Source organism: Otoolea muris (genome assembly GCF_943193115.1).
GTDB classification, from domain to species: Bacteria; Bacillota; Clostridia; order Lachnospirales; family Lachnospiraceae; genus Otoolea; species Otoolea muris.
Genome location: NZ_CALPCY010000001.1, coordinates 1 through 13,584 on the forward strand (window position 1 = coordinate 1; position 13,584 = coordinate 13,584).

Genomic DNA, 13,584 nt, shown 5'->3' on the forward strand with positions numbered 1-13,584 from the left:
ATGTCGCGCGAATATTTCTCCACATGCTCCAGCCGCTCCGGCCTGGGCCCCACCAGGCTCATTTCCCCCTTTAAAATGTTGAAAAGCTGGGGGAGCTCGTCGATCCGGCACGCGCGGATGATACGGCCCACCTTTGTGATCCTCGCGTCCCGCCCCGTGGCCGGGACCGGGGCGCCCTCCCGCTCCGCGTCCACCACCATGCTGCGGAACTTAAGCACCTCAAAGACCCGGCCGTTTAAGGTGGCGCGTTTCTGTCTAAAGAGGGCCGGGCCGCCGTCCTCCAGCTTCACCGCCAGCGCCGTAAGCGCCATAAGCGGGGAAAGGAGTACAACTGCCGCCAGCGAGAACACGATATCCGCCGCCCGCTTCACCACCCGCTGCTCAAAGGTCAGGCCGCTGTTCCTTGACAGCAGGATCGGCGTGTCAAACAAGTGCTGGCTCTCCGCGCTGCGGATTAAGATGTCCGATATCTTGGGGCTCGTATACGTCCGCACCGATGTCTCATAGCAGTATTTAAGGATCCGGTTGCGCGGCGGCGTGGGGATGTCCCCGATCACGACGCCTTCATATTCCCGGATCCGCTCCGCGATGCGTTCCATGCCCTCGGATATATGTATGGTTTCACAGATGATATAGCGGTCTTCACGGCTGTGAAACTTCCGCACCAGCCCCAGGTTCGGGCGGTCGCCGTACACCATCAGCACCCGCCGCGGCGGATAGGCCCGCAGGTAGCACGCTGTGCTGGCCATGCCCCAGAGGGCGGTGAACACGCACTGGGCCGCGGACATGCCCAGCAGCGGGATGAAGGTCTGGAAGCGTTTCGTCAGGAGCGTGATTACCAGGTAGATCACCGCGTTGGCGAAGAGGAGGCTTAGGCTTTGGGACCAGATCAGGTGGAAGGCTTTCAGCGCCCCGATCCGCCAGCCGCTGTACATATGGGCAAAGAGGAGGATGAGCAGCGTGTAGAACGCGGCCATCAGCCAGTTGCCCTTCCGCTGGAACGGGCTCTCCATCAGCCCGTTGTAACAGGCCATCCATGTGCAGTAAAACACCCCGGCCTGCGCCGCTGTGAACAGCAGCGACAGCAGGAACCGGAGCATCCGTTTGTATTGTTCGTATTTTTGCATTTGTATCCACTCCTGCTGCGATTTTGTGACAGTTCTTTACCCGTACAATTCCCTGTAGCACGCCGGGCAGAGCTGGCCTGCGCCTTCTATATAGAAACGCCGCCGGCTGGTTTCTAAGTCCACCGGCACATCCGTTTCCCTCTTACATACCGCGCAGCGCTCGTACCGCAGCTTTTTTCTGTCCTGCATATCGGTTTTTCTCATAACTTACAGCCCTTTATATCGAATAAGTGAATATCCCTTTATATCTCATATTCCTTCCCGTCTTGCTTCACGGATCCCCTTCCAGACGGATCCCCATCTGAACCCGCCTTGCGCTCCCAAGAAACGGGATTTCCACCACGACATAGCGTTTGCGCAGCCTCTTTTTCACAATCCGGTCCGTATAGGCCGTAAGCGCCCCGCCCGCCCATAGGATCTCCCCGTCTTCATCCACCTTAACCGGGGAGCGCCGGATGATAAAGTCCTTATCCCCCTGCGCCATCTCCTTAAGGAGCTGTTCCTCCCCGCTCTCCACGGCCTGGAATACGCAGCTTTCATGGTCCGGACCCGCCCCGGCCGCGCCTTTCACACGGGCCCCACCGCCCGCCCCTCCTGCGCCGTCCGCGCCTCCCGCGCCGCCCAGCAGCTTTGTCAGCCTGGGGACGCGTCTCAGCGCATGGAACAGTTCGCCCGCTGCCCCGGCCTTTTTCGTCTCATCGATTTCCGCAAACACATACGAGGGAAAGAGCGGTTCCACATGGACGCGCAAACGCCCCTCCAGCCGCCAGACGCATTCGCGGCGGATCACGAAGCATTTTTCATAGCAGCTCCCTTCCAGGACCCGGTCGATGGCGTCCGCCGCCTCCTGCTCTTTTCCTGTCATGGTCTGGATAACATACCACATCGAAACGTCCCTTTCCCGCCCGGGCAGGCTCCGCCATCCGGGAAGCGATTCCGGCCCCCGGGCCTTCTTTCCCTCCCCGGCTCCATGGCTGTTTTGTATACGATTCCTTTCCCATGTCCGAATGTATACAAAATCCATGCCGCCCTGTGTCCCACTCTTCCCCCGCCCATGGCATAAGACCACACACGGGTTACCAAATGTTCTTTTATACAATTTCCGCCTCACCCGGCCCGAACTGTGCGCACCGGACAAAACCGGCCGTCCTGCTCCAGCGTCACGCCGAACAGCACGGGCTGAATCCGGCCAAACAGCTCTACCTGCGCCAGCGCAAACCGTTTATGGAGATTCAGCTTTATGATCCGGTTTAAATAGCCGTTCAGAACCCCGTCCGCCCGGACAATCCGGCTGTCCCCGTCCAGGGTCAGCCTGGTCACGCCCATGGGCTGGTTCAGATCCCTGCCGCATACATGCTTCAAAAACGCCAGATCAGCCGGCTCCACGGGAGTGACGGACGGAAACTGCGGAAAATCCCCGGAGCGTTTAAGCTCTTTTTCCAGCGCCCCGGGGCAAGCCGTACGGACAAATATATACCCCGGAAACAACACATCCTCCAAAAAGCGCAGCGCCCCGCCGGAGCGGAATACTTTTACTTTCCTGAGAACCCGGCACTCCTTAAAGAGGCCGGGCGTTACGGCCCGCTGTACAAGCTCAGCCGCTTTCTGTTCCCTTCCCGGGACGGTTTTTAACACATACCACTGCTCCATTTGACATACCTCTTCTGGCATTACAGCCGTCTATGGATTTCGTAGAATAACGTAATCTACGAAAGGGAACTGTGTTGAAATTTATTTAATTGTCTGATTTACTTTTCAGTGATTTTTAATTAAGAAATTCACAAAGAATATTTATAGAATTTTAAAACATTTTTGAGAGAAACTGCTATTGAAATCAGGGGAAAACCGTAGTATAATGAATGAAATTTCTTAGAATACGTTATTCTACGAAGCGCCTGTGATATGGTTTGCCGTATTTATTCCCTTTTATATAAAATCACCAACATCGCTGAGAAAAAATAATCCACAGAATCCTTACAAAAATCCAGGCTGTCATTAGACGTCAAACATCGGTTATGTCCTGCGCTCCGATGTCTTATTTACTTAAGAAACCCCAATAGCGAAGTATTACAGGCCGTAATTACCGCAAAAAAGCAGCGGGCCAGCAATCTCCTACATTGATGGCCCGCACATATCACCCGTTACACCTGCCTATCCGGGCGCTCTCCATAATACGTTTTATACCACTCCACAAACTGCTCCAGCCCGTGTCTAAGCCCCGTATCCGGCGCAAAGCCGAAATCGCGCGTCAGATCCTCCACATCCGCATACGTCTGGTACACATCCCCCGGCTGCATGGGCAAAAGCTCCGTCTGCGCCTTCTTCCCCAGGCATTCCTCCAGAATCGCCACAAAATCCAGAAGCTTTTCCGGGTGGTGGTTTCCGATATTGTAGACCTTATACTGAACGCCGTTCTCATCCTCTCCCGGCGCAGCAAAAAGCATAGCCCGGATCCCTTTCACGATGTCATCCACATACGTAAAATCGCGGTACATATCGCCATGATTAAAGATCTGGATCGCCTGCCCATTTAAAATCTTCCTCGTAAAGGAAAAGTACGCCATATCCGGCCGACCGTAAGGGCCGTAAACCGTGAAAAAGCGAAGGCCCGTGGCAGGAATCCCGTAAAGCTTGCAGTATGAATACGCCAGCAGCTCATTCGACTTTTTGGTCGCCGCATACAGGCTCACCGGCTGATCCGTCTTATCCTGTGTCGAATAGGGAACCTTTTTATTTGCCCCGTACACAGAGCTCGATGAGGCGAACAGCAAATGGCTTACCGGGTAACGGCGGCAGCATTCCAGTATATTAAAAAAGCCGATCAGGTTCGACTCCACATATGCCTCCGGGTGGTCAATGCTGTAGCGCACGCCGGCCTGAGCCGCCAGGTTTACCACAATCCCCGGACGCTCCCGCTCAAACACCGCCTTCACCCCCTCCATATCCGCCAAATTAATCCGCTCAAACGAAAATTCCGGATATTCCCTGAGGATCGCAAGGCGCGCCTCCTTTAAACTGACCTCATAATAATCATTTAAATTGTCTATGGCAGTCACCGAAAAGCCTTCCTCTAAAAGCGCCCTGCTCAAATGAAAGCCGATAAAACCCGCCCCGCCGGTTACCAGAATCTTCCCGTTCTCTTTGCCGCCGTCCGTCCTGCCTGTCTCCATCTGTTATCCCTCCTGAATGATTCCCCTGAAATATGCAATTGTCTTCTCAAGTCCCTCTGTCAGCCCGACTGACGGTTCCCAGCCAAGTTCCTCCTTCGCAAGCCGTATCACCGGCTGCCGCTGCGCGGGATCATCCGGCGGCAGAGGCTTATAGACCAGCCTCGATCGGCTCCCTGTCAGCTCAACTACCTTGCGCGCCAGCTCCAAAATCGTAAATTCACCCGGGTTCCCGATATTGCACGGCCCCGTAAAATCAGCCCTGGAATTCATCATCCGCACCATGCCTTCAATCAGGTCGTCCACATAGCAGAAGCTTCTCGTCTGCGTGCCGTCCCCATAAATCGTGATATTCTCGTTTTTCAGGGCCTGTACGATAAAATTGCTGACCACGCGGCCGTCGTCCGGATTCATGCGCGGCCCGTAGGTATTAAAAATACGGATCACCTTGATCTCCACGCCGTGCGAGCGGCGGTAATCAAACATCAGGCTCTCCGCCATCCGTTTGCCCTCGTCATAGCACGAGCGCACCCCAATGGGGTTCACACAGCCCCGGTAGCTCTCCTCCTGCGGATGGATCTGCGGATCTCCGTACACCTCGGAGGTCGATGCCTGCAGAATCCTCGCATGGACCCGCTTGGCCAGACCCAGCATATTCATCGCGCCCAGCACACTGGTCTTGGCCGTCTTGATAGGATTGTACTGATAATGGACCGGGCTCGCCGGACAGGCCAGATTATAGATCTGATCCACCTCCACGTAAAGCGGCGCGGTGATGTCATGACGGATGAACTCAAAGTACGGATTGCCGAGCAGATGCCGGATGTGATCCTTTCTGCCCACAAATAAGTTGTCCGCACAGATGACGTCATTTCCCTCCCGCACAAGCCGCTCGCACAGATGGGAACCCAAAAATCCGGCTCCCCCGGTCACAAGCACCCGGTTCAATTTTCCTCCCTGCCGATCACCGGGCGCGCGCCAATCTGGTAATATTCCAGGCCGTACCGGGCAATCCGCTTCGGGCTGTACTGATTTCTGCCGTCAAAAATAACCGGCTCGCGGAGCCGGGCCTTAATCTCATAAAAATCAGGGCTCCTGAACTCCTTCCACTCCGTAACCAGCACCAGGGCGTCCGCCCCCTTAAGCGCCTCATACTTGGTGTCGCAATAGGTCACGCGATCATTTCCCTTTAAGTAAAATTCCTTTGCATCCGCCATGGCCTTGGGGTCATATGCCTGCACCGCCGCGCCCGCCGCCGTCAGCTCAGAGATGATCGTCAGCGCCGCCGCCTCGCGCATATCGTCCGTATCCGGCTTAAACGCAAGCCCCCAGATGGCAAAACATTTTCCCGACAGATCTTCTCCGAAACGCCCGGTGATCTTCTCCACCAGCACCCGTTTCTGCGCCTGGTTCACGTCCTCCACAGCCTGCAAAAGCCTTGTATGGTAGCCGTACTGGCCCGCGGTGCGGATCAGCGCCTTCACATCTTTGGGGAAGCAGCTTCCGCCGTACCCGCAGCCCGGGTAAATAAAGGAATAACCGATCCGCCTGTCGCTGCCAATGCCCATCCTCACTTTATTCACATCCGCGCCCACGCGCTCACAGATATTGGAAATCTCATTCATAAACGAGATCTTTGTGGCAAGCATACAGTTTGCCGCATACTTCGTCATCTCCGCGCTGGCCACGTCCATGACAATAAAATTTTCAGTATTCATCACATACGGCTTATAGAGTTCTTTCATCAGCTCAGCCGCGTCCTCGCTGTCCGCGCCGATCACGATGCGGTCCGGCTTTAAGCAGTCGCTTACCGCCGATCCCTCTTTCAAAAACTCCGGATTGGAGATCACGTCAAACGTCAGATCCGAGCCGCGCCTGTCAAGCTCTTCCTGTACCGCCTCCCGCACCGCCGCGGCCGTCCCCACCGGAACCGTTGATTTATCAACCACATACATGTGGCGCGCCATATAACGGCCGATGTCCTTTGCCACAGCCGTCACGTACTGCAGATCCGCGCTCCCGTCCTCGCCCATCGGCGTCCCCACCGCGATAAAGCAAATCTCGCACTGCGCCAGCGCTTCCTCAATGCCTGTCGTAAAGCGCAGATGTCCCTGCTTCTGGTTCCTCGCCACCATATCCGCAAGACCCGGCTCAAAAATGGGGATGATCCCGTTGTTTAAATTTTCAATCTTTTTCTCATCCACATCCACACACCAGATTTTATTGCCCATCTCCGAAAAACACGCGCCTGTCACGAGGCCCACATATCCGGTTCCAATCACTGCGATTCTCACACCAATCTCTCCTCTTTTTGTTAAACGCACCGCCTGTCAGGCATATGCATAAACTCCAGTTGGAATATCGGCGGATTTGGGAGAAATATAAGGATTGAATCTCAAGGTATTCTACGAAACCTGGCATCCGTTTCCAGTCAATAAAAAGCGCCTGAGCCGTTCATTTGACTCAGACGCCTGGCTTCTCCCTCATCTATTCCTGCCCAGCACACACACTCCTGTTTATTGGGACATAAACACGCGCCCTCCTGTTTTAAAACAACCTACGCCGCCTCACTAAAATGACAGACAAAATGTCGCCGTTTCATCCCGGTCGATATAATACCCTCGCAGTTGTGCCAGGAAATCTATAAATACCTGATTGTTGGCAGCGCTGTCGGCCTCGTCAATCATCAAAACAATCGGTTTTTCCGCCTCCCTGCATACCGCGCTCAAATAGCGGAACAACTCAACCAAATCCAGCCCTCCCTCGTCTCTTTGCAGGCTCATTTTAAAGTCTTCCAGAACATTTTTAAATCCGTCCCGCCCCCCTCAATCTTCATTAAAAATGACTTCGCAAACACTGCCGAGCATGTTCATTGCAAAATTTTGCAGCGCTCATCTCTTTTTGAAAATCGAGGCTGATGACAAGATAATCCTCTTTTAAAAAGCGCCCCAGCGCCCGCAGAGTCATCGTCTTCCCATACTGCCTGGCTCGGTTTATGGTAAAATACTGCCATGCATCCACCATGGAGCGGATTTGCTTAAGCCTATCCGTGAAATCTACCATATAGTGAAGTTCCGGCTTACATGCCGCGCTTACATTAAAATATCTTGCCATACAGCGCTCCTTTCAAAAATCATGTTCCATCTGTACAGGATCATTCTGTTTTCAAAAGCTTTTTATACGTTGTGTCTCAATGGCCACAGAAGGATCCTTATGTATGGATTATACCGGCTCTCTATAAGTTTTTCAATAGTAACAGCCCAGATAGTGCGAAGCAAACGGCCCCTTCACGGCTTAACTTACCCGGACATGACAGAATATCATTCCGCAGATCCACAAACTCAGCCGCGCTTGACTTCCGCCTGCATTCATATTATAGTTCATGGAGAAAGTCAACAACCCCGCTGCAAGCAACGGGGCGTCAAACTTGCAGCGCTGCAGAGCAGCGGGGTATTTGACCCTCGCGGCAGTCGCCAAATGTGCATGCAAGCATGCCCACTTGGCTCGTTGCTCGCGGGAATAAAACAGCCAGCGGCTGGAAACATATAAGAAAGGAAGATTTTATCTTGTTCCAAAAGTTGTCCCCAAAGCTCCCAAACCTCAACCCTCTCTCCTGCGCCGCCGCATTCCTGAGCAGCGCGTTTCTGGCCTTTGGGCTCTATCATGTGCATTCGTTTTCCGGCGTCACGGAAGGGGGCGTCCTGGGCATGACGCTTCTTCTTGAGCGCTGGGCCCGCATATCCCCGGCCGTGTCCGGCCTTGTCATGAATATCGCCTGCTATGCTCTGGGCTTTCGTCTGCTTGGAAAGGAATTTATCGGCTATTCCGCCATCGCATCCGCAGGCTTTTCCATTTCCTACAAACTGTGCGAGCAGACCGAACCCCTGTGGCCCTGGCTCGCGGATGTCCCTCTTTTCGCCTCCCTTTACGGGGCCGTGTTTGTCGGCGCCGGCGCCGGCGTATGCGTGCGGATCGGAGGCGCGCCGGGCGGGGACGACGCCCTGGCCATGAGCCTGTCGCACCTGACCAAATGGAAGATTGAGCGGGTTTACCTCCTGACTGACTTCATCGTCCTTGGCCTGTCCTTAAGCTATATCCCGATCCGGAAAATCGGCTATTCCGTCTTAACCGTCCTCTTATCCGGGCAGATCATTGGGTGGATTCAGCGCATACCGCTTCCCAAACAGCCGTCCGGCTGATTTTACCGGCATGCCGTCCGGGATCAGGCGGCGGACCAGCCGTTCCAGAAATCCGGACAGCGGCAGCATCAGCAGCACGCACAGGACATTAAATACCGTGTGGGCCGCGGCGATGCCAGTCAGGGAGGCCGCTTCTGTCAGGAACAGGGGGCTGTAAAGCGCCCGCAGGGCCATAAACACCGTCAGGCAGACCGCTGAACCGATGACATTAAAGGACAGATGCACCAATGCGGCGCGCTTTGCATTCTTCCCCGCTCCCACGCAGGAAATCATCGCGGTCGCACATGTTCCGATATTCTGGCCCATGATAATGGGAATGGCCGCGCCGTAGGTAACGGCGCCTGTGGCGGCCAGCGCCTGCAGGATCCCTACGGAAGCGGAGCTTGACTGGATGGCGGCCGTTAAGAGCGCGCCGGCCAGAAGGCCCAGGATCGGGTTCTGGAACATGATAAAGAGGCGTTGGAAGGCCGGAACACTGCTCAGTCCCGAGACAGCGCCGGACATTTGCTCCATGCCGGACATGAGAATCGCAAATCCGAGCAGGATAAGGCCCGTTTCCTTCTTCTTTTCCTCCTTAAAAAACATATAGAGCAGCATCCCGGCAAATGCCAGAACCGGGGTAAACGAGGATGGCTTGAGCAGCCTCACAAACATGCTGCCCCCGTCGATCCCGGCCAGGCTGAGAAACCATGCCGTGACCGTTGTGCCGATATTCGCGCCCATAATCACATGGACCGCCTGCTTAAGCGTCATGAGCCCGGAGCTTACAAAACCGACTACCATGACGGTTGTCGCGGAGGAGCTCTGGATCACGGCCGTAACCCCCAGCCCGGTAAGAAGCCCGGCAATTTTGTTTGTTGTCAGCTTTTTTAGAAGCGCTTCCAGGCTCCCGCCCGCCCGGCGCTCCAGCGCCTGGCCCATCAGATTCATGCCGAACAGAAACAGACTCAAGCCTCCCAGCATCGTCAGCGCATGAAATATATCCATAAAATCCAATCCTTTCTTTTTTCGTATTTGATTCCCGTCCGCTGCCCGGCCGCAGAGGCCGTCACGCAAACAGGAACCTGATTTTATGGAACCATGGTATCATGCAAATATCAAATTTGTTATCCGGGATTTGTAAAATCTGTGTAAAGTATCTGGCGCAGCATTGCATGAATTCGCTATCCGCGCCCGCCGCATCCCTGTCCCGTAACGGTTCCGGTAACACGAACCGTTACCCATCCTTCGGAAACCGCACCGTCACCGTCGTTCCGCGCCCCGGGGCGCTCTCCAGCTCGATCCGGGCGTGATGCAGCCTTGCCGCGTGCTTGACAATCGAGAGGCCAAGGCCCGTCCCGCCGATCTCCCTGGAATGGCTTTTGTCCACGCGGTAAAACCGTTCAAACACGCGCTCCTGATGCTCTGCCGGTATCCCGATCCCCGTATCGCGCACGGATAAGACGGCCTCCTTCTCCCGGTTAAACACCCTGACCTCCGCCTCGCCGCCCGCCCGGTTATATTGGATCGCATTGTCACAGAGGTTAAAAATAATGCTGCTGATTAGCTGCAAAACGCCGTACACCGGAGCGGCGCTTCCGCATAATGTCAGGCGGATCCCCGCCGCCTCTGCCTTGGGCTTAAGCCTCTGCACCATGCTTTCGGCCAGCTCGTACAGATCCACGTTTTCCCGTTTTACATCGCCTGTCCCCTCGTCTAAATGGGACAGGCTGATAATATCCCCCACCAGGGCAATCATGCGCTGCGCCTCCAGCCAGATCCGCTCTGAAAAGGCGGCGATATCCTCCGGCTTTACAAGTCCTTCCTTCAAAAGCTCCGCATAACCGGAAATGGAGTGCAGGGGCGTTTTGAGCTCATGCGAGACATTGGCCGTAAACTCACGGCGCATCTGCTCCGCGCTCTGTTTTTCCGTAATGTCAAAGATGAGCAGCACAATACCGGCCACCGTCTGCCCGGTGACAATCGGGCTCGCGTTGATCTGATATTCCAGTTCGCCGGCCCGCATTACGGTCTGCGCATATTCACCGGATTTTGCCTGCTCTAACAGCGCCTTAAGTCCGGTGGAAAAGCACGCCGCGAGGATGTCCTCCCCTGCGCAGGACGCCGGAAGGCCGAGAAGCCGGGACGCCGCGTGGTTGACGCTTAAAACTACCCCTTTCCCGTTTAAGAGAATCAGCCCCTCGTTCATATTGTCCGCGGCCGCGTTAAATTGGGCCTGCCGCTGGCGCAGCTCCAATGCCTGGCGTTTTAGCTGCCTCTGCTGGCTGGCAATGCGTTCCAGCACCGGCCGCAGCTCCGGATAACTCCCCTGATCCGCCGGCTCGTCCAGATTCAGATCATTGAGCGGCTTTACAATGCTTTTTGAGAGGCGGAAGGCCAGAAAAAGAGAAAGAAGGACAGCCAGGCCCGCAACGATCAGCACCTTATCCAGGACGCCCGCGAGCAGCATCCATACCGTGTACTGTGTATCCGCCAGCCGCAGCACGCTGCCGTCCGGAAGCCGCTTGGCAGTATAGAACAGGCGTTCCGTTAATGTGTCCGAGTAGCGGACGCTCTCGCCATAGCCGTCGCGCAGGGCGGCCGCGATCTCCTCGCGCCCCAGGTGGCTGTCCATCCCGGCGGCATCTGACCCGGTGTCGTAGAGCACCGCTCCGTCCGGTCCGATCCAGGTGATGCGGTAAATCCCGGCCTCCAAATCCCTAAAATAAGCGGCCCCTTCATGGGCGGCGCCCTGCGCCGCCAGCTCGGTCTGCGCCCGCAGGCGGTTCATCTGGATTTCTGAAAAATCGTCGTACAGCACTCCCAGTATGACCGCGGCAGAGGCCAGAAACACGCTGATGGAGGCAACGCAGATTGACTGGAAAATACGTCTCGTCATCGCGGCCCCTCCATCCGGTAGCCCACGCCGCGGACGGTCTTTATATACGCGCCGGCGTCCTGAAGCTTCGTGCGGAGCGTGCCGATATGTACGTCGATCGTCCTCGTCTCGCCCGCAAACTCCGCGCCCCAGATGCTGAACAGAAGCTCCTCCCTGGTAAATACCCGCCCCGGATGCCTCATGAACTTTAAAAGCAGCTCATATTCCTTTCTTGTCAGATTTACCTCTTCATGGTTCCACTTTACTGTGTGCTCATTCTCGTTCAGCACGAGCCCGCCTGCCCGCAGCGCCTCCTTTTCCGGCTCCGGGCGCGAGCGGCGCAGCACGGCCTTCACGCGCGAAACCATTTCCATCATACCAAACGGCTTGGACAGATAATCATCCGCGCCAAGGTCAAGCCCCATCACCTTGTCATACTCCGTTCCCTTCGCGGTCGCCATGATGACCGGAATCTGCGCCGCGGCCGGATCGGCGCGCATCCGCTTTAAAACCGAGATCCCGTCCTCGCCCGGGAGCATGATATCTAACATCACCAGATCCGGCTTTGTCTCCCGCAGCGCCGCCCAGAATGATCCCGCCTCCGAAAAGCCGGCTGCCTCAAGCCCTGCGCTGCGCAGGGCATAGATCATCAGCTCACGGATACTGCTGTCATCCTCTACACAAAAAATCATCGGCATTCCTCCCCTTTCTCCGAGAGTACATCTGGATGGCTGCGCGTTCGCAGCATCATCTCCCATATTTGTCCTTCAGGTACTGTATATAGTATTTCGGTGAAAAATCCTCTCCTGTGATTTCTCTCAGAAGCTCGCGGCTCGTTTTCAGCTTTCCGTACTGGTGGATGCGCTCCCTTAAATACGCCCGGATCACATCCAGCCTTCCCTCCCGCAAGAGCCGGTCCAGATCCATCTCCTTTTTCATGTGGAAATATATCTGCGCCCCAAAGGCGCTCCCCAGCGCGTAGGACGGGAAATAGCCAAACGACCCCTGCGACCAGTGGATATCCTGCAGCGCCCCTTCCGCATCGTTCCCGGGGCGCACGCCCAGATATTCCTCATATTTCCGGTTCCAGATCTCCGGGAGATCCGTTACCGGCACATCGTCCTCGATGAGCATTTTTTCGATCTCATACCGGATCAGCACATGGAGCGAATACGACAGCTCGTCCGCCTCGGTCCGTATAAGGCCCGGCGCGGTCCGGTTTACAGCCGCCAGAAAATCGTCCAGGGCCACGCTTTTAAGCGGTTCCCCAAAGATCTCTGTCACCCGCCCATAGATCGGCTCCCAAAAGGCCCTGCTTCTCCCGATGATATTTTCAAAAAAACGCGACTGGCACTCATGCATGCCCATAGACGAACCCTGCCCCAGCACGGTCTGCGTCAGATCATCCCGGATCCCGAGCTCATACAGCGCATGCCCCGTCTCATGGATCACGGAAAAGATCGACGAATCGATCCGTTTTCTGTAGTGCGTGGTAATCCGCACATCGTGATTGTGCAGGTTCGTCGTAAAGGGATGGGCGCTCACCGCCATCACGCCCCTGTTAAAATCAAAGCCCACATACTCTGCCAGAAAGCGCGCGGCCTCCTCCTGCGCGTGAAGCGGATAATCCGCTGACAAAAATGAATCGTCCACATCCGCGCACGCTTTCTGCGCTTTTCTTTGCAGCGGCACAAGCGCTTCCCTGAGCTCCCCAAAGAACGCATCCAGCGCTTCCATGGAAAAATCCTTTTCATACGAGTCAAGCATCACATCATAGAGCTTCTGTCCCTCCTTTGCCTGGTAGGAGGCAAACCGCTTCTGATACTCCACGATCGTCTCCAGCATCGGGGCAAACTTCTGGAAATCCTGCTCCTCCTTTGCCTTTGCCCAAACCCCGGTCGCAACCGCCCGAAGCTTTGCAAACTCCCGGTACTCCCCGGCCGGTATGCAGGAGAGCCGCTCCATCTCCTCCTTAACCTCTTTAAGCATAGCCTCTTCCGTCCCTGAAAGACCGCCCTCCCGGCAGCACGCCGCTGCGGCCCCTCTCATCTCCTCTGAAACCATCATCTCACGGTACTGCTCCGACAGTGAACCAATGGTTTTGGCCGTATACTCATCCGCTTCTTTTGGCGCCAGCGTCTCATTATCCCACTCAAACAAGGTCATCGCCGCCTGAAGGGCCATCGCCTTCTCCATCACAGCCTCGAACCTCTCAAATGCTCTGTTCATTTTGT

The 13,584-nt window shown here is 55.6% G+C and carries 14 protein-coding genes; 1 reads left to right on the top strand and 13 read right to left on the bottom strand.

What is annotated here, in order from left to right; all coding sequences use genetic code 11:
* From NFS31_RS00005 to NFS31_RS00045, 9 genes are all read right to left on the bottom strand, one after another.
* Nucleotides 1-1,127, bottom strand: a 1,127-nt coding sequence (locus NFS31_RS00005; RefSeq protein ID WP_251490242.1) for a sugar transferase, incomplete at its 3' end; no start/stop codon positions are given.
* Between the two features lie 36 nt (nt 1,128-1,163).
* The gene (locus NFS31_RS00010; protein WP_251490245.1) at nt 1,164-1,316 is read right to left on the bottom strand and encodes a hypothetical protein; all 153 of its coding nucleotides are present in this window, start codon (nt 1,314-1,316) and stop codon (nt 1,164-1,166) included.
* A gap of 82 nt (nt 1,317-1,398) precedes the next feature.
* A complete protein-coding gene (locus NFS31_RS00015) occupies nt 1,399-2,151 on the bottom strand; it encodes a transcription termination/antitermination NusG family protein (protein WP_251490248.1) in 753 nt (250 codons plus the stop codon).
* 83 nt (nt 2,152-2,234) lie between these two features.
* Nucleotides 2,235-2,777 (bottom strand): transcription termination/antitermination NusG family protein, encoded by a 543-nt coding sequence (locus tag NFS31_RS00020; protein ID WP_251490251.1) that lies wholly within the window; start codon nt 2,775-2,777, stop codon nt 2,235-2,237.
* A 491-nt stretch (nt 2,778-3,268) separates the two neighbouring features.
* Nucleotides 3,269-4,297 (bottom strand): NAD-dependent epimerase/dehydratase family protein, encoded by a 1,029-nt coding sequence (locus tag NFS31_RS00025; protein ID WP_251490253.1) that lies wholly within the window; start codon nt 4,295-4,297, stop codon nt 3,269-3,271.
* A 3-nt stretch (nt 4,298-4,300) separates the two neighbouring features.
* Nucleotides 4,301-5,233 (bottom strand): UDP-glucuronic acid decarboxylase family protein, encoded by a 933-nt coding sequence (locus NFS31_RS00030; RefSeq protein ID WP_251490964.1) that lies wholly within the window; start codon nt 5,231-5,233, stop codon nt 4,301-4,303.
* A gap of 5 nt (nt 5,234-5,238) precedes the next feature.
* Complete coding sequence (locus tag NFS31_RS00035) at nt 5,239-6,588, bottom strand: UDP-glucose dehydrogenase family protein (protein ID WP_251490255.1); 1,350 nt, start codon at nt 6,586-6,588, stop codon at nt 5,239-5,241.
* A gap of 276 nt (nt 6,589-6,864) precedes the next feature.
* Entirely contained in the window at nt 6,865-7,077 is a 213-nt protein-coding gene (locus tag NFS31_RS00040; RefSeq protein ID WP_251490259.1) for a hypothetical protein, read from the bottom strand.
* Between the two features lie 52 nt (nt 7,078-7,129).
* The gene (locus NFS31_RS00045) at nt 7,130-7,408 is read right to left on the bottom strand and encodes a hypothetical protein (RefSeq protein WP_251490262.1); all 279 of its coding nucleotides are present in this window, start codon (nt 7,406-7,408) and stop codon (nt 7,130-7,132) included.
* 452 nt (nt 7,409-7,860) lie between these two features.
* On the opposite strand from NFS31_RS00045, the gene NFS31_RS00050 reads away from it, so the two are divergent.
* Nucleotides 7,861-8,493, top strand: a complete 633-nt coding sequence (locus NFS31_RS00050) for a YitT family protein (protein WP_251490265.1) — start codon at nt 7,861-7,863, stop codon at nt 8,491-8,493.
* Here NFS31_RS00050 and NFS31_RS00055 read toward each other — a convergent pair.
* The 4 genes from NFS31_RS00055 to NFS31_RS00070 form a co-directional block, all read right to left on the bottom strand.
* Nucleotides 8,431-9,480 carry a Na/Pi cotransporter family protein gene (locus NFS31_RS00055; RefSeq protein ID WP_331482382.1) on the bottom strand — a complete coding sequence of 350 codons (1,050 nt, stop codon included), beginning with the start codon at nt 9,478-9,480 and terminating at the stop codon, nt 8,431-8,433. The genes NFS31_RS00050 and NFS31_RS00055 overlap by 63 nt on opposite strands.
* 229 nt (nt 9,481-9,709) lie before the next feature.
* A complete protein-coding gene (locus tag NFS31_RS00060; protein WP_251490269.1) occupies nt 9,710-11,371 on the bottom strand; it encodes a sensor histidine kinase in 1,662 nt (553 codons plus the stop codon).
* Nucleotides 11,368-12,042 carry a winged helix-turn-helix domain-containing protein gene (locus tag NFS31_RS00065; protein ID WP_251490271.1) on the bottom strand — a complete coding sequence of 225 codons (675 nt, stop codon included), beginning with the start codon at nt 12,040-12,042 and terminating at the stop codon, nt 11,368-11,370. Before NFS31_RS00065 ends, NFS31_RS00060 begins: the two co-directional genes overlap by 4 nt.
* 55 nt (nt 12,043-12,097) lie before the next feature.
* Complete coding sequence (locus NFS31_RS00070) at nt 12,098-13,579, bottom strand: carboxypeptidase M32 (RefSeq protein WP_251490273.1); 1,482 nt, start codon at nt 13,577-13,579, stop codon at nt 12,098-12,100.
* Nucleotides 13,580-13,584 lie beyond the last annotated feature (5 nt).